General features: G+C 60.9%; 17 protein-coding genes. 11 read left to right on the top strand and 6 right to left on the bottom strand.

Annotated features, from left to right (window positions below; genetic code table 11):
- Window positions 1-510 precede the first annotated feature (510 nt).
- Together FHU12_RS21350 and FHU12_RS21345 are read left to right on the top strand one after the other, a co-directional pair.
- A complete protein-coding gene (locus tag FHU12_RS21350; protein ID WP_141971664.1) occupies window positions 511-1,974 on the top strand; it encodes a serralysin family metalloprotease in 1,464 nt (487 codons plus the stop codon).
- Window positions 1,975-2,029: 55 nt separating this feature from the next.
- Entirely contained in the window at window positions 2,030-2,407 is a 378-nt protein-coding gene (locus tag FHU12_RS21345) for an AprI/Inh family metalloprotease inhibitor (protein WP_141971661.1), read from the top strand.
- Window positions 2,408-2,447: 40 nt separating this feature from the next.
- Here the strand turns inward: FHU12_RS21345 and FHU12_RS21340 are convergent, their stop codons facing one another.
- The gene (locus FHU12_RS21340; RefSeq protein ID WP_049200035.1) at window positions 2,448-3,074 is read right to left on the bottom strand and encodes a lysoplasmalogenase; all 627 of its coding nucleotides are present in this window, start codon (window positions 3,072-3,074) and stop codon (window positions 2,448-2,450) included.
- Window positions 3,075-3,233: 159 nt separating this feature from the next.
- Here FHU12_RS21340 and FHU12_RS21335 point away from each other — a divergent pair, with 159 nt between their 5' ends.
- Window positions 3,234-3,590: a DUF2500 domain-containing protein gene (locus FHU12_RS21335; protein WP_015376283.1), complete on the top strand. Its 357-nt coding sequence runs from the start codon at window positions 3,234-3,236 to the stop codon at window positions 3,588-3,590.
- A gap of 3 nt (window positions 3,591-3,593) precedes the next feature.
- On the opposite strand, the gene FHU12_RS21330 is transcribed toward FHU12_RS21335, so the two are convergent.
- Window positions 3,594-3,866 carry a DUF1145 family protein gene (locus FHU12_RS21330; RefSeq protein ID WP_004934327.1) on the bottom strand — a complete coding sequence of 91 codons (273 nt, stop codon included), beginning with the start codon at window positions 3,864-3,866 and terminating at the stop codon, window positions 3,594-3,596.
- Window positions 3,856-4,476: a 16S rRNA (guanine(966)-N(2))-methyltransferase gene (rsmD, locus tag FHU12_RS21325; protein ID WP_141971659.1), complete on the bottom strand. Its 621-nt coding sequence runs from the start codon at window positions 4,474-4,476 to the stop codon at window positions 3,856-3,858. The genes FHU12_RS21330 and rsmD overlap by 11 nt, the downstream gene beginning before the upstream one ends.
- Before the next feature lie 242 nt (window positions 4,477-4,718).
- On the opposite strand from rsmD, the gene ftsY reads away from it, so the two are divergent.
- The 4 genes from ftsY (at window position 4,719) to rpoH (ending at window position 9,166) form a co-directional block, all read left to right on the top strand.
- Complete coding sequence (gene ftsY / locus FHU12_RS21320; RefSeq protein WP_141971656.1) at window positions 4,719-6,371, top strand: signal recognition particle-docking protein FtsY; 1,653 nt, start codon at window positions 4,719-4,721, stop codon at window positions 6,369-6,371.
- A 5-nt stretch (window positions 6,372-6,376) separates the two neighbouring features.
- Complete coding sequence (gene ftsE / locus FHU12_RS21315) at window positions 6,377-7,048, top strand: cell division ATP-binding protein FtsE (RefSeq protein ID WP_004934337.1); 672 nt, start codon at window positions 6,377-6,379, stop codon at window positions 7,046-7,048.
- A complete protein-coding gene (gene ftsX, locus FHU12_RS21310; protein WP_033636680.1) occupies window positions 7,038-7,991 on the top strand; it encodes a permease-like cell division protein FtsX in 954 nt (317 codons plus the stop codon). Before ftsE ends, ftsX begins: the two co-directional genes overlap by 11 nt.
- Window positions 7,992-8,308: 317 nt before the next feature.
- The gene (gene rpoH / locus FHU12_RS21305) at window positions 8,309-9,166 is read left to right on the top strand and encodes an RNA polymerase sigma factor RpoH (protein ID WP_038874147.1); all 858 of its coding nucleotides are present in this window, start codon (window positions 8,309-8,311) and stop codon (window positions 9,164-9,166) included.
- Window positions 9,167-9,229: 63 nt separating this feature from the next.
- Here the strand turns inward: rpoH and FHU12_RS21300 are convergent, their stop codons facing one another.
- From FHU12_RS21300 to panM, 3 genes are read right to left on the bottom strand one after another with little or no spacing between them, the layout of a single operon-like run.
- Window positions 9,230-11,248, bottom strand: coding sequence for a hypothetical protein (locus tag FHU12_RS21300; RefSeq protein WP_141973051.1), 2,019 nt, complete (start codon window positions 11,246-11,248; stop codon window positions 9,230-9,232).
- A gap of 43 nt (window positions 11,249-11,291) precedes the next feature.
- Window positions 11,292-12,509, bottom strand: coding sequence for a DUF3142 domain-containing protein (locus FHU12_RS21295; protein ID WP_141971654.1), 1,218 nt, complete (start codon window positions 12,507-12,509; stop codon window positions 11,292-11,294).
- Entirely contained in the window at window positions 12,506-12,898 is a 393-nt protein-coding gene (gene panM / locus FHU12_RS21290; RefSeq protein ID WP_141971652.1) for an aspartate 1-decarboxylase autocleavage activator PanM, read from the bottom strand. Before panM ends, FHU12_RS21295 begins: the two co-directional genes overlap by 4 nt.
- Before the next feature lie 405 nt (window positions 12,899-13,303).
- Here panM and FHU12_RS21285 point away from each other — a divergent pair, with 405 nt between their 5' ends.
- From FHU12_RS21285 to livG, 4 genes are all read left to right on the top strand, one after another.
- Entirely contained in the window at window positions 13,304-14,419 is a 1,116-nt protein-coding gene (locus FHU12_RS21285) for a branched-chain amino acid ABC transporter substrate-binding protein (RefSeq protein ID WP_025304902.1), read from the top strand.
- 117 nt (window positions 14,420-14,536) lie between these two features.
- Window positions 14,537-15,463 carry a high-affinity branched-chain amino acid ABC transporter permease LivH gene (gene livH / locus FHU12_RS21280; RefSeq protein WP_038874154.1) on the top strand — a complete coding sequence of 309 codons (927 nt, stop codon included), beginning with the start codon at window positions 14,537-14,539 and terminating at the stop codon, window positions 15,461-15,463.
- A complete protein-coding gene (locus FHU12_RS21275; RefSeq protein ID WP_060441197.1) occupies window positions 15,460-16,743 on the top strand; it encodes a high-affinity branched-chain amino acid ABC transporter permease LivM in 1,284 nt (427 codons plus the stop codon). The genes livH and FHU12_RS21275 overlap by 4 nt, the downstream gene beginning before the upstream one ends.
- Window positions 16,740-17,510, top strand: a complete 771-nt coding sequence (livG, locus tag FHU12_RS21270) for a high-affinity branched-chain amino acid ABC transporter ATP-binding protein LivG (protein WP_025304904.1) — start codon at window positions 16,740-16,742, stop codon at window positions 17,508-17,510. Before FHU12_RS21275 ends, livG begins: the two co-directional genes overlap by 4 nt.

The raw sequence follows: 17,510 nt of genomic DNA, 5'->3' as shown, positions 1-17,510 counted from the left end.
CTCTATTTGGGTGAAAAGGCTCACTGCCGTTAGTTTAAATAAGAAAATAATATTCCTATAGAAACTAAAAAGTCGCCCGACCTAATAATAAAGAGTTATTAACCTATAACGCTTTAGTAAAATTTACCTTTTTGCCCATCGCAAGCCAGCATGATTCGCTTGTGTCTGCAGGCCGCATTGTTATTGAAGTTTGGTGCCAACTTATCCTCGTTAAGTTTCATTTGTTTTGTAAAGAAGCCAAAAAAGCAGCATAACAAACTTTCGTTGAGACAATAAAAGGTTGATTATTTTATGTTCAGTTTCGTGACCCTGCCTATAATTGGAATCGATTACCATTTTTAATGGTGATCTTATTTGCTGATATATATGCATTAATTCTACCTAACACACTGCCGGCAACGGCGCATAAGCCCCTTCCAGCAAGCTTAAGGTTCATTAACCGTGGCTTACGGGGAGGTTATGTCTATCTGTCTGATTGATAACGATCAGATAATGAGTGGAATCGAACCAATGCAATCTACTAAAAAGGCAATTGAAATTACTGAATCCAACTTCGCGGCCGCCAAAACCGGCTACGATGCTGTAGCCGACCTGCTGCATTATCATGAGCGTGGCAACGGGATTCAGATTAATGGCAAGGATTCATTTTCTAACGAGCAAGCTGGGCTGTTTATTACCCGTGAGAACCAAACCTGGAACGGTTACAAGGTATTTGGCCAGCCGGTTAAATTAACCTTCTCCTTCCCGGACTATAAGTTCTCTGCCACCAACGTCGCCGGCGACACCGGGCTGAGCAAGTTCAGCGCGGAACAGCAGCAGCAGGCTAAGCTGTCGCTGCAGTCCTGGGCCGACGTCGCCAATATCACCTTTACCGAAGTGGCGGCCGGTCAAAAGGCCAACATCACCTTCGGCAACTACAGCCAGGATCGTCCTGGTCATTATGATTACGGCACCCAAGCCTATGCCTTCCTGCCGAACACCATTTGGCAGGGCCAGGATCTGGGCGGCCAGACCTGGTACAACGTCAACCAGTCCAACGTGAAGCATCCGGCGACCGAAGACTACGGCCGCCAGACGTTCACCCATGAGATTGGCCATGCGCTGGGTCTGAGCCACCCGGGCGATTACAACGCCGGTGAAGGCAACCCAACCTACCGCGACGTCACTTACGCGGAAGATACCCGTCAGTTCAGCCTGATGAGCTACTGGAGCGAAACCAACACCGGTGGGGATAACGGCGGTCATTACGCCGCTGCTCCGCTGCTGGATGACATTGCCGCCATTCAACATCTGTATGGCGCCAACCTGTCGACCCGCACTGGCGACACCGTGTATGGCTTTAACTCCAACACCGGTCGTGACTTCCTCAGCACCACCAGCAACTCGCAGAAAGTGATCTTTGCGGTCTGGGATGCGGGCGGTAACGATACCTTCGATTTCTCCGGTTATACCGCTAACCAGCGCATCAACCTGAACGAGAAGTCGTTCTCCGACGTGGGCGGCCTGAAGGGCAACGTCTCGATCGCCGCCGGGGTGACCATCGAGAACGCCATTGGCGGTTCCGGCAATGACGTGATCGTCGGCAACGCGGCCAACAACGTGCTGAAAGGCGGCGCGGGTAATGACGTGCTGTTCGGCGGCGGTGGGGCGGATGAACTGTGGGGCGGTTCCGGCCAGGATACCTTCGTGTTCACCGCTGCCAGCGACTCTGCACCGGGTGCTTCGGACTGGATCCGTGACTTCCAGAAAGGGATCGACAAAATTGACCTGTCGTTCTTCAACAAAGAGGCACAGAGCAGTGATTTCATCCACTTCGTCGATCACTTCAGCGGCGCGGCCGGTGAAGCGCTGCTCAGCTACAACGCTTCCAACAACGTGACCGATTTGTCGGTGAACATCGGCGGCCATCAGGCGCCGGACTTCCTGGTGAAAATCGTCGGTCAGGTAGACGTCGCCACCGACTTTATCGTGTAACACAGCAACGAAACGCCCGGCGCAGTCTCGGCCGGGCGTGATGTGGGAGCCCGGTATGAAAGGTACTTTAACGCGCACCGCTCTGGCGGCGGGCGGCATGATGGTGACGAGTGCGGTCATGGCCGGCAGCCTGGCGCTGCCGAGCGCGCAGTCGCTGGCGGGGCAATGGCAGGTTGCCGACAGCGAACGCCAATGCCAAATCGAGTTTTTGGCGAATGAGCAAAGTGAAACCAACGGCTATCAACTGGTGGATCGGCAACGTTGTCTGCAAAGCGTGTTTGCGGCCGAGGTGGTGGGCTGGCGCCCGGCGCCGGACGGCATCGCCCTGCTGCGGGCGGATGGCAGCACGCTGGCGTTCTTCTCGCGCGACGGCGATCTGTATCGCAATCAGCTGGGCGCCGATGATGCCTTAACGTTGAAAGCGTTGGCTTGATGTGGAAACGGGTTCGGCGTGCCGAACCCGCGGCAGGTCGTTACAGGTAGAGTGAGCGCACGATCAGGAAGTGGCCGGAGAAGTAACAGAAAGCGACGATGGCGTCCGCTGCGCGGAAGGTGAAACGGTAGCGGTTGATCAGCCAAACCACGTTGGCCAGCAGCAATAGCGAGGTGCCGGTCAGCAGCGAGAAGCCGAAATCGGTGCTGCGCAGGAAATATTGTTCGCCCGCCAACCAGACCATCAGCAGCGTCATCGCCACATAGGTGACGATTGGCCAGCGCATCTCTTCCAGCCGGGTCCAAAGGGTGGCCAGCAGCAACGCGCCTATCGCCAGCAGCGCCAGCGGCAGCGGCCAGAACAGACTGAACGTCATCTGGCTGGCAAAGCTCAGGGTATACAGCAGGTGCGAGAGGAAAAAGGCGCCGATGGCGTACAGCACCCGCTCGCGCGGCAACAGGAGCAGCGCGTCGCCGATCAGCGTCGCCAGCAGGCCGAGTACGATCAGATAACCTGCCGCGCTGAGCACCGGCGCCTGCCAGGCCAACAGCAACAGCAGCAGCAGCGTGACGGGTTTGAACACCCAGCGTTGCCAGCGCGGCCCACGGTATGAGGCGTCGACGAACAGCCAACCGGAAAAGAATACGGCAAGGAACGGCCAACTCATTGATGTCTTCCTTATGTATGAGGGAGCCGCAACCACCGGCTCCAAACTGTCACCCATGTCACTTCTTATTTCAGTGTAGGTAGCCTGCCGACGATCGACAATGCTTTCTTGAGAATGCTATGTTTACGCCGATTTGGCCGTGAAGGAAATGGGAAACCGATGAGCAAACCACCGTTATTTTTTGTCGCCGTGATTGCGCTGATCGCCGTACTGGCCACGCAACGCTACTTCAAACAGCGCCAGCAGGAGGCGGAAAACGACCGCGCGCCGATGCGCAGTCTGCAGGTGACGGTGAGCGACAAACGCGCGGTGCCGGTCACCAAGACCCGCGCGCCGCAGCGCGAGCCCTTGGTCAATGAACCGATGAATTACGAGGTGGTGTTCAGCCCGGTACAGGGCGGTGAAGACATCCAGCTGCGGCTGAAGCAATGGCAGTACAACCCGATAGAAAAAGGCGCGCAGGGCACGTTAAACATGCAGGGCACGCGCTTCGTTTCGTTCACCGCTCAGCCGTAGCGGTCACTTCTTCTTGATGGGCGGCTGTTTCTTTTGCCAGGCCAGCAGCTCGAACACGCCAAAGATAAAGATCTTGGCCTCTTGCCAGTAGCTGATCGGCTGATCCTTCGGCTGGGTGGATTTCAACAGCACCAACTGCAGGCCGTGCATCACCACCATAAAGAACAGCGCCACGTCGATGAAATACTTCAGCGGCTTGGGAAACGGATGGAACAGGTTAGAGAGCAGGAAGCCCCACACGCACAGCATCAGCAGGCGGCCCAGATTAATCAGCATGGTCGGTTTTCTCTTGCGAACGAATATAAAGGCGATAAGCCACCTGGCCGGCGACTTTCTCCCGGTGCAGCTGCCAGCTGGCAGGCACGTCTGCCGCGGCGCTTTCCGCCTCGGCTTCTACATAGATCCAGGCCTCGTCGGCCAGCCAGCCTCGCTGCTCCAGCAGCAGGGCGGTCTCCGCCAGCAGGCCTTTGCGGAATGGCGGATCGAGGAACACCACGTCAAACGGTTTGCCCTCGCCCGCCAGCCAGCTCAGCGCGTTGGTGTTGATAACCACGCCTTTGCCCTGCAGCAGCGCCAGATTTTTTTCCAACTGCTGCGCCACCGGCCGTTCGAATTCCAGCAGCGTGGCGCTGCCGGCGTAGCGCGACAGCGCTTCCAGCCCTAATGCGCCACTGCCGGCGAAGCAGTCCAGACAGCGCGCGCCCTGAATCACCGGCGCCAGCCAGTTGAACAGGGTTTCGCGCACCCGATCGGTGGTGGGGCGCAGCCCCGGGCTGTTCGGCACCGGAAGCTTGCGACCGCGCCATTGGCCGCCGATGATGCGGATTTGTCCGGCTGCGGCCTGGGGCGGTTTTTTGGCCGCCGCCCGTGGCGAGAGTCTTGTCATAAGCGTTGTTTGATTTCTTTTACGGCGCGGGGCCGCAGAGGTTAACGAAAAGTTGTCCCTATTCTACCGGTGACGGGCGTCGGGGGAAACGGTAAAACTTTGTTGTCTGATTTCACACCGGAAAGCATGCCGGATGCGTGTTGCTGCGCGAGGGAAAGTGATAGACTCGGCGGATTATTGTCAGCATATATCCTTCAGGTATGTAGGGTAAGCGAGCCTTCGGTACGGAGTAGAGTCATAACATGGCAAAAGATAAGAAACGTGGGTTTTTCTCCTGGCTGGGCTTTGGCCAGAAGGAAAAGGAAGAAGAGCAACAGCAACCTGAGCAGCCGGTAGAGCAGGCAGAGCCTCAGGCCGCGGAGACGCCGGTTGAACCGGCCGCCGCCAAGCTGGATGACAAGCTCCCCGCCCAGGAATCTGAACCTGCCGCCTCCGTCGACACCCCGGGAGAGTGGGATAACGGTCAGGCCGGCGAACAAATCGCGGAAAACCTGCCGGCGGCGGGTGAACACCCGGCGGCGCAAGCGTTGGCCGAAGAGATTGTCAGCGTGACCGAGCAGGTAGTGGCGCAGCAGCAGCCGGTGGTTGAACCTGAGCCGGTCGTTGAACCTGAGCCGGTCGTTGAACCTGAGCCGGTCGTTGAACCTGAGCCGGTCGTTGAACCTGAGCCGGTCGTTGAACCTGAGCCGGTCGTCGAGCCTGAGCCGGTCGTCGAGCCTGAGCCGGTCGTCGAGCCTGAGCCGGTCGTCGAACCTGAGCCGGTCGTCGAACCTGAGCCGGTCGTTGAGCCTGAGCCGGTCGTTGAGCCTGAGCCGGTCGTCGAGCCTGAGCCGGTCATTGAGCCTGAGCCGGTCGTCGAACTTGAGCCGGTCATTGAGCCTGAGCCAGTCGTCGAACCAGAACCCGAGCCGGAAGAAGAAGAGCTGCTTGAACCTGTGGTGCCGGCCGCTGCGCAAGAGCAGGAGCGCCCGACCAAAGAAGGCTTCTTCGCTCGCCTGAAGCGCAGCCTGCTGAAGACCAAGCAAAATCTTGGCTCCGGCTTTATGGGGCTGTTCCGCGGTAAAAAGATCGACGACGACCTGTTCGACGAGTTGGAAGAACAGCTGCTGATCGCCGATGTCGGCGTAGACACCACGCGCAAGATCATCACCTCCCTGACCCAGCACGCCAGCCGCAAGCAGCTGAAAGACGCCGAAGCGCTGTACGGCAAGCTGAAGGAGGAAATGTCCGAAATTCTGGCCAAGGTCGATCAGCCGCTGGATGTCAGCGGGAAAACGCCGTATGTCATCCTGATGGTCGGCGTGAACGGCGTGGGTAAAACCACCACTATCGGCAAGCTGGCGCGTCAGTTCCAGGCGGAAGGCAAGTCGGTGATGCTGGCGGCGGGGGATACCTTCCGCGCCGCGGCGGTGGAGCAGCTGCAGGTGTGGGGTGATCGCAACCGCATTCCGGTGGTGGCGCAGCATACCGGGGCGGACTCCGCTTCGGTGATCTTCGATGCGGTGCAGGCCGCCAAGGCGCGCGGCATCGATGTCTTGATCGCCGATACCGCCGGCCGTCTGCAGAACAAATCGCACCTGATGGAAGAGCTGAAGAAGATCGTCCGCGTCATGAAAAAACTGGACGACCAGGCCCCCCATGAGGTTATGCTGACGCTCGATGCCAGCACCGGCCAGAATGCGGTCAGTCAGGCGAAATTATTTAATGAGGCCGTGGGCTTAACCGGCATCACGCTGACTAAACTGGACGGTACCGCCAAGGGCGGGGTGATCTTCGCCATCGCCGATCAGTTCGGTATCCCGATTCGCTATATCGGCGTCGGGGAAGGCATCGAAGATTTGCGGCCGTTTAAGGCTGACGATTTTATTGAGGCACTTTTTGCCCGAGAGGATTAATACGGATGATTCGCTTTGAACAGGTCAGTAAAGCTTATCTGGGCGGACGGCAAGCGCTGCAGGGGGTCGATTTCCATCTGCGCCCGGCGGAAATGGCGTTTCTGACCGGCCATTCCGGCGCGGGGAAAAGTACCCTGCTGAAACTGATTTGCGGTATCGAACGGCCCAGCGCCGGCCACATCTGGTTTGGCGGCCACGACATCAGCCGTTTGAAAAACCGCGAGGTGCCGTTCCTGCGTCGGCAGATCGGCATGATCTTCCAGGATCACCATCTGCTGCTGGATCGCACGGTGTATGACAACGTGGCGATGCCGCTGATCATCGCCGGCGCCAGCACCGAAGACATCCGTCGCCGCGTCTCCGCCGCGCTGGACAAGGTCGGTTTGCTGGATAAAGCGAAGAACTTCCCGATTCAGCTGTCCGGCGGTGAGCAGCAGCGCGTGGGCATCGCCCGTGCGGTGGTGAACAAGCCGGCGGTGCTGCTGGCGGATGAGCCGACCGGCAACCTGGACGACGCGCTGTCGGAAGGCATTCTGCGCCTGTTTGAAGAATTCAATCGCGTCGGCGTCACCGTATTAATGGCGACGCACGACACCGGGCTTATCGCCCGCCGTAATTACCGCATCCTGACGCTGAGCCAGGGCCGCATGCAAGGGGGCGCTCACCATGGCCAATAACGCAAAAACCGCCAAGAGCAAGGCGCTGCGCGGCGGCTGGCGCGAACAGTGGCGTTACGCCTGGATGAACGCCATCAAAGACATGCTGCGCCAGCCGTTGGCGACGCTGCTGACGGTGATGGTGATCGCCATCTCCCTGACGCTGCCGAGCGTGTGCTACATCGTGTGGAAAAACGTCAGCACCGCGGCCAGCCAGTGGTACCCGACGCCGCAGCTGACGGTCTACCTGGATAAGTCGCTCGATGACGACGCGGCGCTGAAAGTGCTCGACGCCATCAAGGCGGAAGCCGGCGTGGAGAAGGTGAACTACCTGTCGCGTGAAGAAGCGCGCGGTGAGTTCCGCAACTGGTCGGGCTTTGGCGGCGCGCTGGACATGCTGGAAGAGAACCCGCTGCCGGCGGTGGCGATCGTCACGCCGAAGATGAGCTTCCAGAGTTCGGACACCCTCAACACCCTGCGCGATCGCGTAGCGGCGGTGCAGGGCGTGGAAGAAGTGCGTATGGATGACAGCTGGTTTGCCCGCCTGGCGGCGCTGACCGGGCTGGCGGGCCAGATCGCGGCGATCATCGGCGTGCTGATGATCGTGGCGGTGTTCCTGGTTATCGGCAACAGCGTGCGTCTGAGCATCTTCAGCCGTCGCGACACCATCAACGTGATGAAGCTGATCGGTGCCACCGACGGTTTTATCCTGCGGCCGTTCCTCAACGGCGGGGCGATGCTGGGCTTTGCCGGCGCGCTGCTGTCGCTGGTGCTCTCCGGCGCGCTGGTGTGGCAGCTGGAGTCGGTAGTCGCCGGGGTCGCCAAGGTATTCGGCACCACCTTCACCCTGCACGGGCTGGGCTGGGATGAGGCGCTGCTGCTGCTGATCATCTCCGCCATGATCGGCTGGATCGCCGCCTGGCTGGCGACAGTGCAACATTTACGCCGATTTACACCACAGTAAGATTTTTTTGGTATACTCTTCTCCTGCTGCTTTTGATCGCGTTGCGGGAGAAGAGTGACCTCAAGCGAAGTCAGCACCACACCTCTCTTCTTAGCGCACAAATTCCCTATCGGCCTGCACCTTCGTCACGTATTGTCAGCAACAATGCTTGCAAAAAAGGGTGAACTTATAGGGCGGAGTACGGTCAAAAATTGCAGCAAATGTTAAGGTGCCCGGCGTGTGGAACCGCTTTTGCTTCAGCAACTGCCGTAGAATCAATCATTTCCCCGCTGTAATAATCACCTGCATGATTTTGTATTCTCATAGAGAGGGTTTGAATGACCAAAGAAATGCAAACTTTAGCCTTAGTACCCCAAGGTAGCTTGGAAGCCTATATCCGGGCAGCCAACGCCTATCCGATGCTGACGGCAGAGGAAGAGCGGGAGCTGGCTGAACGGCTGCATTATCAGGGCGATCTGGATGCCGCTAAGCAGCTCATCCTGTCTCACCTGCGCTTTGTCGCTCATATTGCCCGCAACTATTCAGGCTACGGTCTGCCGCAGGCGGACCTGATTCAGGAAGGCAATATCGGCCTGATGAAAGCCGTTCGCCGCTTCAACCCTGAAGTCGGCGTGCGTCTGGTTTCCTTTGCGGTGCATTGGATTAAGGCGGAAATCCACGAGTACGTATTGCGCAACTGGCGCATCGTGAAAGTGGCGACCACCAAAGCGCAGCGCAAGCTGTTCTTTAACCTGCGCAAAACCAAACAGCGTTTGGGTTGGTTCAACCAGGACGAAGTGGAGCTGGTGGCCCGCGAGCTGGGCGTCACCAGCAAAGACGTGCGCGAGATGGAATCTCGCATGGCGGCGCAGGACATGACCTTCGATCCGACTCCGGACGACGAGGCCCGCGATGGCCAGGCGATGGCGCCGGTGCTGTACCTGCAGGACAAGAGCTCCGACTTCGCCGAAGGCATCGAGGAAGATAACTGGGAAAGCAACGCCGCAGACAAACTGGCCTATGCGCTGGAAGGTCTGGACGAGCGCAGCCAGCATATCATCCGCGCCCGTTGGCTGGACGACGACAACAAGTCGACGCTGCAGGAGCTGGCCGATCAGTACGGCGTTTCCGCCGAGCGCGTGCGCCAGTTGGAAAAGAACGCCATGAAGAAATTGAAAATGGCGATTGAAGCCTGAGTCGATGCGATATTCGAAAAAAAAGCCCGGCAAGCCGGGCTTTTTCATGCCTGAAATTCGGCGTTATGGCGCAACAGTGGCGAAGTCCGGCGCCGGGCAGTCGTAGCCGAATTTTGCCGCCCACGGGTAGCGGGTGCCGGTGTTGATGTAGCGCTGATAAAGTGCCCGGCCGGTCTTGGCGTCACGCTTGATAACCCAGCTGGCGGCGTTACACAGCACGGCGGCGTAGGCCTGGCTTTTCGGCGGCAGCAGATCGGCCGCCTGCTGCGCCAACCCCACGGCCTGCCAGCGATAGTGCAGGAAACGGTTGTCCTGCGCCGGCAGCGCCGCCTTGGCGCGCGCCGCTTCTGCGCTGTCTATCCAGCTTTTGTGCTTCAGCTCGCGAGTATCGAACGCATCCCCCAGATAGGAATAGCCGGCGCCATAGATGGCGTAGTCCGGCGTCATCTCATAGCCGGTAAACTCCAGCCCCTGGGCGCGTAGCAGGTTGGCGGCGCGATAGTAAGCCTGTGCGCGCGTCAGCGGCGCGGCGGACTTGTCCTTGGCGGCCTTCAGCTCGTCGGCATACTGCTGCGCCGCCTGGCGGTAGTTGGGGATATCGAAGTAGGCCTGCGCCTCTGCGGCCCGCCCGGCGCGCATCAAGCGCCGCGCCAACAGTTCGCGCAGCTGCACTTCCGGCGTGATCTGCTGGCCGCCGTAGTCGTCCGGGTTAACCGGCTTGAGCGGCGTCGTCGGCGCCGGGGCGTGCTTATCGACAAAGCCTTTCAACTCATCGACGGTCAGCACCCGCTCCGCCACGTCGGCTACGTCGGCCCAGTAGATCGCCTTGCCGCGATACAGCAGGTCCATCGCCTGCAGATAGTCGCCGCGGTTGAGCGCCAGGATAGCCTGTTCGCCGGCCACCCGGCACTCGGGCACGATGGTTTCCGCGACGAAGTCGGCGTTGCGCTGTTCGCCCCAGCTTTCGTCGGCGGGGAATGCGCTTGCCGCCTTGGCATAGGCGGCGGTGGCAGCTTTCACGTCACCGTCGCGCAGCGCCATCTTGGCGCGCAGCCACCACGCCAGGCCGCTGTCGCCGGCGTTTTTCAGCAGGCTGGCCGCCATCGGGTACTGCCCGGAACGGTAGGCCAATGCCGCCAGCCGATCGCTGCCGGCGAAGCCGCTTTTCACCGTGCCGTCCAGCAGCGTCAGGATCTGGCTGATAATCTGGGCGGAGCGGCCGTTGCCGTCGGTATCCGCCATTTGCAGGTTGCCGCTGCGGGCGAACAGCTCAATGGTCACCAACTGCTGGATCAACGGATCGCCGATGATCTGTTTCAGCGTTTCCAGATGGTCGGGATTGACCAGGTAGCTGGAGACGTACTGTAGCGACTGCCCGCCGCTTGGATCGCCCTGCGCCGCCTGTAGCGCATAGAGGTGGGCGGCGGGGGCGACGTCCCCCAGCCACAGGTGGATACGCGCCTGCTGCCCGAGGCTGCTCAGCGCCAGCTGATCGGGATCGGCGGCGCCGCTTTTCACCCGGTCGATCACCTGCTGGAACGCCGCCAGCGCCTGCTCAAGCGTGGCTTTTGGCGGATGCTCGGCGGCGGGCGCCGCTTCACCAGATTCATTCACCGGCGTACCGTGGTCAGCCATCAATATCCGCCCAAGCGAATACTGCGCCCGTAGCCCCCAGTCGCCCTGTTCGGCGGCCGGTAGCTTCAGCACCTGTTGGAAATAGTCTGTGGCGCGCGGATCGTGGCCGGCGAAAGCGACGGCGCCCAGTTGATAAAGGCGCGCGGCGTTGGACAGCCCCTGCGTATTGACGGCGTCAGCTTCTTCCACCGTTTTGGCGGCGCGCATTTTGCCGATCGCGATCGTTTCCGGCGATTGCGGCATCGGTTTCGGCGGCATCGGCGGCGGCGGGGCTTGCCAGCGCGGCAGCTGTTTATCCGCCGGCACCAGCCGGCCGGCTTCGAAGGCGAAATTGCCCTCCGGCATATACAGCAGGGTGCCGTTGCGGTCGATCAGCAGCCGGTTAGGAAAATCCGGGCCGCAGGCATAGCCGTTCAGCGGCAGCGCCAGCGCGGCGCCGATCAGCATGGCCAGCGGAAGAAGGCGGCGGGTGTTCCGTGCCGCGCGCGTATCAAGGTGTGACAAGGGTGCCTCCTGGCGTCAGTTGTTGGCAGCGCAGCCAGCCCAGCGGCCGGGATTGCCCGGCGCGCAGCTGGTCGCCGCTGATGCGAATAAAGCGTTGCCGTTGCGGTGCGGATTCCAGCCGGTAGTTGCCGACCGCGTCCGCCGCCAGGCAGTCGTCGGCGCGGATGACCACCTCTTGCGGCAGCGGGGCATCCACCGGCCCGTTGTTATGAATTATCAGATCATACAGCCCGTTTTGCTGTGGCTGAGGCCTAAATTTTACCTGCCAGTCGACGTTCAGCGGCCGGTGCTCGATCACCGCTCGCAGCGTGGCGAGCGACCAGGCGCGCCGATCGTCCGCCAGCGGCAAGCGGAACCAGATAATGCCGCGCAGCCGGGGCGGCGTTTGCTGCGCCAGCGTTTGCAGAAAATCGGCGATCTGCTGCGGCGCGACCGTCAGCTCGCGGCCGTTGCCCGCCACGCGCAGCGAGGATTCGCTCTCCACCTGCGCGCCCTGCGCATCAAACCCCAGCAGCGCCATGCCGTAGGCCGGCAGCGCGACGCGAAACGGCTTCGGTGTGACGGCAGCGTACTGCCGCACCCAGCGCAGCGCCAAGGGGCCGTCAAACAGCCCCTGCTGCGGCGAGAGCACCGCGTGCACCTGCAGGACGGAACTGTCGGCCTGTTGCAGTACGCCGGGCAGGTTGGGTGAGCCGATCCAGGCCGGCAGGGCGGTGATGCCGAGTTGCAAAGCGGCGGGCAGCCGTTGGCGCAGCCGCTGTAGAAAGCGTTGGTAGTCCGGCAGGCGGGCGGTGGCGGCGTCATGATCGATCTCGACGCCGGTGACGGGCAGCCCGGCCGCCTGCCAGCGTTGGGTGATCGCCAGCAGACGCTGGATAATGGCTTCTTGGTCCAGTTGCGGCAGCTGGCCGTCGAGGCGTGCGACCAGCCAGAGCGGGCGGCCGTCCTGCTTCAGCAGGCTGAGATCGGCCGGGATTTCCCGCCAGCCTTCGCGCGGATGCACCTGCAGCGCCAGCACCCGCAGCCCGGTGAACAGATCGCGGCTGTGCGCCAGCGCATCGGCGTGCTGCGGCGTCCAAACCCGCTGCCAGACATAAACCTGCTGATCCCAGCCTGAGGCCAGGCGCAGCGCCTGCTGGCGCCCGAGGAGCGCGGCCGCTAGCCCCAGCGCAATCAAGACCAGCGCCGCCAGCCGGCGTTTCATTTTTGCCAGAGGTCGCCCTGCGGTGCGAAGCCGCAGGCGCGCATGAAGTTATCGACTTCCCCACGTTCACGCGGCGCCAGGCCGGCGGTAGACAGCTGCCAGTGGACGACCTGCGGCAGCTGACGCTGCGCATCCTGCACCAGGTAAAGACCGACGCCGCGGCGGCGCGTCACTTCGCGCACCAGCAGGTCCTGCAGCTCGGCGCGGTCATCCTGCAGCGCGATTTTCACCGCGCCCAGCAGGCGCTCGTTGAAACGGGCGGCGAACAGCGCCTTGCCGTCGCTCAGCCAGCGCTGCCACTGTTCCGGCTGCTGATGCGGCCAAATTTTACCGAGGTCGATAAGGTCTTGCGGGGACAGCGCGGTCAGGCGCTCGATGGTCAGTTTCATGCAGAATTTCCGCGCAGCTAAATGATGTCGACAGTGTAATAGATCTTGTGCAGAGCGTTGTGTAAGTTTTTCTGTACGATTACTGTGCAATATGTTTTTTGCATGGGGCATTTTCCGAGTAAATAGTTAGTAAAGGGTTTGTTAACCAGCACAACGCGCTGCGCCTCAAGGTAAACAGCGCAGATTTAATTCGAATTTTATCCTGTTTACACCGCTTGTTTCTGCCTGATGAAGTTGATTTGCAGAAGAAAATTCCTGTTTAATGACATGAAAAATAAAGTCTTATTAGAAAATAATGCCGACAAAGCGCCTAAATCATTATTACTTATAACAAAAGCGGTCAATAACGATCGGGCGCAGGCAAACACAACAGGTACGTTCACAACGACAGATGGGGATTTGCGGATGAAATTAACAACAGGTAAGGCACTGCTGGCGGGTTGTATTGCGATGGCCATGAGCCAGGCGGCCATGGCGAAAGACATCAAGGTAGCGATCGTCGGGGCGATGTCCGGCCCGGTCGCGCAGTATGGCGACATGGAGTTTACCGGCGCGCGCCAGGCGATTGCCGACATCAACGCCAAGGGCGGCATCAAGGGCGACAAGCTGGTCGGCGTGGAATACGACGACGCCTGCGACCCGAAACAGGCGGTTGCGGTCGCCAACAAGGTGATCAACGACGGCATTCGCTACGTGATCGGCCACCTGTGCTCCTCGTCCACCCAGCCGGCGTCCGATATCTATGAAGACGAAGGCGTGATCATGATTACCCCGGCGGCCACCAACGCCGATCTGACCACCCGCGGCTACAAGATGATCCTGCGCACCACCGGCCTAGATTCGGATCAGGGCCCGACCGCCGCCAAATACATCCTCAGCGACATCAAGCCGAAGCGCATCGCCGTGGTGCACGACAAGCAGCAATACGGTGAAGGCCTGGCGCGCTCGGTGCGCGACAGCCTGAAAAAACAGGGCACCGAAGTGGCGATGTTCGAAGGCATCACCGCCGGCGACAAAGACTTCTCCACCCTGGTGGCGCGCCTGAAGAAAGAAAATATCGACTTCGTGTACTTCGGCGGTTACTACCCGGAAATGGGCCAGATCCTGCGTCAGGCCAAGCAGGCCGGGTTGACCACCCGCTTCATGGGGCCGGAAGGCGTGGGCAACTCCTCGCTGTCCAACATCGCCGGGGCCGCTTCGGAAGGCATGCTGGTGACGTTGCCGAAACGCTACGATCAGGTGCCTGCCAACCAGCCGATCGTCGATGCATTGAAAGCCAAGAAGCTGGATCCGACCGGCCCGTTCGTCTGGACCACCTATGCCGCGCTGCAGTCGCTGACCACCGGCATGGAGCGCAGCGGCAGCCAGGAGCCGGCGGATATCGTCAAGGATCTGAAAACCGGCAAGCCGGTGGAGACCGTGATGGGGCCGCTGACCTGGGATGACAAGGGCGATCTGAAAGGCTTCGAGTTCGGCGTGTTCGAATGGCATGCCAACGGCACGTCCACACCGATCAAATAAGCCATAATGATTAGGGTGGGGCGCAGCCCGCTGCGCCCGGCGGGTCGGCTTGCCGGCCCCGTCTCCCTTTACCCGCCGGTTCTCCGCCGGCGGGTTTCGCAGCCAAGGGTTCAGAGTATGTCAGAGCAGCTCCTCTATTTTCTGCAGCAGATGTTCAACGGCTTAACGTTGGGCAGCACCTATGCATTGATCGCCATCGGTTACACCATGGTTTACGGCATCATCGGCATGATCAACTTCGCCCACGGCGAGGTGTACATGATCGGTAGCTATGTCTCCTTTATCGTCATCGCCGCCCTGATGATGCTCGGTATCGACGTCGGCTGGTTGCTGATCGGCGCCGCGTTCCTGGTCTCGATCGTCATCGCCAGCGCCTACGGCTGGAGCATCGAGCGGGTGGCCTACAAGCCGGTGCGCAACTCCAAGCGCCTGATTGCGCTGATCTCGGCCATCGGCATGTCGATATTCCTGCAAAACTACGTCAGCCTGACGCAGGGCTCACGCGATCTGGCGCTGCCCAGCCTGGTGACCGGCCAGTGGGTGCTGGGGGAAAGCAACGGCTTCGCCGCCACCATCAGCACCATGCAGCTGATCATCTGGCTCGTGACCTTCCTGGCGATGCTGGCGCTGACGCTGTTTATCCGTTATTCGCGCATGGGCCGCGCCTGTCGCGCCTGTGCGGAAGACCTGAAGATGGCCAGCCTGCTGGGCATCAACACCGACCGGGTGATCTCGCTGACCTTCGTCATCGGGGCGGTGATGGCGGCGGTGGCCGGGGTATTGCTCGGCCAGTTCTACGGCGTCATCAACCCTTACATCGGCTTTATGGCCGGTATGAAAGCCTTCACCGCCGCGGTTCTGGGCGGTATCGGCAGCATTCCCGGCGCGATGATCGGCGGCCTGGTGCTGGGCGTGGCGGAAGCGCTGACCTCCGCCTACCTCAGCACTGAATATAAAGACGTGGTGTCGTTCGCGTTGCTGATCGTGGTGCTGCTGATCATGCCGACCGGCATCCTCGGGCGTCCGGAGGTTGAGAAAGTATGAAACTCAATCTGCTCAATGCGCTGATCGCCACTGCGGTGCTGTTCGTGATGGCGTCGTTCCTGATGGGCATGCAGCTTAGCCTGGACGGCACCAAGCTGGTGGTGCACGGCGCGGCGGAAGTACGCTGGATGTGGATCGGCATCGGCTGCGTCATCGTCTTTTTCTTCCAGCTGTTGCGCCCGCTGCTGCAGCAGGGATTGAAAAAAGTCTCCGGCCCGGCGTTCGTGCTGCCGAGCTTCGACGGCACCACGCCGCGGCAAAAACTGCTGGCGGCTCTGCTCATCGTCGCGGCGGTCGCCTGGCCGTTCCTGGTGTCGCGCGGCACGGTGGATATCGCCACCCTGACGCTGATCTACGTGATGCTGGGCCTCGGCCTCAACGTGGTGGTGGGCTTGTCCGGTCTGCTGGTGCTCGGCTACGGCGGTTTCTACGCCATCGGCGCCTACACCTACGCGCTGCTGAATCACTATTACGGCCTCGGCTTCTGGGAGAGCCTGCCGCTGGCGGGCATCGTCACCGCCGCCTTCGGCTTCCTGCTCGGTTTCCCGGTGCTGCGGCTGCGCGGCGACTACCTGGCGATCGTGACGCTCGGCTTCGGTGAGATCGTGCGCATCCTGCTGCTGAACAATACCGAGATCACCGGCGGACCGAACGGCATCAGCCAGATCCCGAAACCGACCTTCTTCGGCCTGGAGTTCAACCGCAGCGTGCGCGACGGCGGCTGGGATACCTTCCATAACTTCTTCGGCCTGAAATACGATCCGAGCGATCGCATCGTGTTCCTGTACCTGGTGGCGCTGCTGCTGGTGGTGCTGACGCTGTTCGTCATCAACCGCCTGCTGCGTATGCCGCTGGGGCGCGCCTGGGAAGCGCTGCGCGAAGACGAGATCGCCTGCCGCTCGCTGGGCCTCAGCCCGACGCGCATCAAGCTGACCGCTTTTACCATCAGCGCCGCTTTCGCCGGGTTTGCCGGCACGCTGTTCGCCGCGCGCCAGGGGTTCGTCAGCCCGGAATCCTTCACCTTCGTCGAATCGGCCTTCGTACTGGCGATCGTCGTACTGGGGGGCATGGGCTCGCAGTTCGCGGTCATTCTGGCGGCGATCCTGCTGGTGGTGTCGCGCGAGCTGATGCGCGATCTGAATGAATACAGCATGTTGCTGCTGGGTGCGCTGATGGTGCTGATGATGATTTGGCGGCCGCAGGGGCTGTTGCCGATGAAACGGCCGCAGCTGAAGCTGCAGGCGGCGGACATTCACGCGGGCAAGGGGGAGCAGGCATGAGCGTTCAACCTTTGCTGCAGGTGGAGGGCCTGTCGATGCGTTTCGGCGGGCTGCTGGCGGTCAACAACGTGGCGTTGACGCTGAACGAAGGTGAAATCGTGTCGCTGATCGGCCCCAACGGCGCCGGTAAGACCACGGTGTTCAACTGCCTGACCGGTTTTTACCGCCCGACCGGCGGCACCATCAAATTGCGCGATCGCCACCTGGAAGGGTTGGCGGGGCAGGCCATCGCCCGCATGGGGGTGGTGCGCACCTTCCAGCACGTGCGGCTGTTCCGTGAAATGACGGTGATCGAAAACCTGCTGGTGGCGCAGCATCAGCACCTGAAAAGCGGCGTGTTTGCCGGGTTGCTGAAAACCCCGGCGTTCCGCCGCGCCGAAGCCGAAGCGCTGGCGCGCGCGGCGGAGTGGCTGGAGCGCGTCGGCCTGCTGGAAATGGCCAACCGCTCGGCGGGCAACCTGGCCTATGGGCAGCAGCGGCGGCTGGAGATCGCCCGCTGCATGGTGACCCGGCCGGAGCTGCTGATGCTGGATGAACCGGCCGCCGGCCTCAACCCGAAAGAGACCGACGAGCTGGATCACCTGATCGTCGAGCTGCGCGATCGGCATAAGGTATCGGTGCTGCTGATCGAGCACGACATGAAGCTGGTGATGGGCATTTCCGACCGCATTTACGTGGTGAATCAGGGCACGCCGCTGGCGCAGGGCACACCGGCGGAGATCCGCAACAACCCGGACGTGATCCGGGCTTATTTGGGCGAAGAATAA

Source organism: Serratia marcescens (genome assembly GCF_006715005.1).
GTDB lineage: Bacteria > Pseudomonadota > Gammaproteobacteria > Enterobacterales > Enterobacteriaceae > Serratia > Serratia montpellierensis.
Note: the sequence above shows the minus strand (reverse complement) of the source record. Positions and strands in the feature narration are given on the sequence as shown.

What these genes read in the sequence shown, in the direction of transcription:
- FHU12_RS21295 (WP_141971654.1), bottom strand. Translation starts at nt 12,509, where the DNA reads ATGAAACGCCGGCTGGCGGCGCTGGTCTTGATTGCGCTGGGGCTAGCG.
- FHU12_RS21345 (WP_141971661.1), top strand. Translation starts at nt 2,030, where the DNA reads ATGAAAGGTACTTTAACGCGCACCGCTCTGGCGGCGGGCGGCATGATG.
- FHU12_RS21340 (WP_049200035.1), bottom strand. Translation starts at nt 3,074, where the DNA reads ATGAGTTGGCCGTTCCTTGCCGTATTCTTTTCCGGTTGGCTGTTCGTC.
- FHU12_RS21275 (WP_060441197.1), top strand. Translation starts at nt 15,460, where the DNA reads ATGAAACTCAATCTGCTCAATGCGCTGATCGCCACTGCGGTGCTGTTC.
- rsmD (WP_141971659.1), bottom strand. Translation starts at nt 4,476, where the DNA reads ATGACAAGACTCTCGCCACGGGCGGCGGCCAAAAAACCGCCCCAGGCC.
- ftsY (WP_141971656.1), top strand. Translation starts at nt 4,719, where the DNA reads ATGGCAAAAGATAAGAAACGTGGGTTTTTCTCCTGGCTGGGCTTTGGC.
- FHU12_RS21330 (WP_004934327.1), bottom strand. Translation starts at nt 3,866, where the DNA reads ATGCTGATTAATCTGGGCCGCCTGCTGATGCTGTGCGTGTGGGGCTTC.
- panM (WP_141971652.1), bottom strand. Translation starts at nt 12,898, where the DNA reads ATGAAACTGACCATCGAGCGCCTGACCGCGCTGTCCCCGCAAGACCTT.
- livG (WP_025304904.1), top strand. Translation starts at nt 16,740, where the DNA reads ATGAGCGTTCAACCTTTGCTGCAGGTGGAGGGCCTGTCGATGCGTTTC.
- FHU12_RS21300 (WP_141973051.1), bottom strand. Translation starts at nt 11,248, where the DNA reads ATGCTGATCGGCGCCGCGCTGGCGCTGCCGCTGAACGGCTATGCCTGC.
- FHU12_RS21350 (WP_141971664.1), top strand. Translation starts at nt 511, where the DNA reads ATGCAATCTACTAAAAAGGCAATTGAAATTACTGAATCCAACTTCGCG.
- FHU12_RS21285 (WP_025304902.1), top strand. Translation starts at nt 13,304, where the DNA reads ATGAAATTAACAACAGGTAAGGCACTGCTGGCGGGTTGTATTGCGATG.
- FHU12_RS21335 (WP_015376283.1), top strand. Translation starts at nt 3,234, where the DNA reads ATGAGCAAACCACCGTTATTTTTTGTCGCCGTGATTGCGCTGATCGCC.
- livH (WP_038874154.1), top strand. Translation starts at nt 14,537, where the DNA reads ATGTCAGAGCAGCTCCTCTATTTTCTGCAGCAGATGTTCAACGGCTTA.
- ftsE (WP_004934337.1), top strand. Translation starts at nt 6,377, where the DNA reads ATGATTCGCTTTGAACAGGTCAGTAAAGCTTATCTGGGCGGACGGCAA.
- rpoH (WP_038874147.1), top strand. Translation starts at nt 8,309, where the DNA reads ATGACCAAAGAAATGCAAACTTTAGCCTTAGTACCCCAAGGTAGCTTG.
- ftsX (WP_033636680.1), top strand. Translation starts at nt 7,038, where the DNA reads ATGGCCAATAACGCAAAAACCGCCAAGAGCAAGGCGCTGCGCGGCGGC.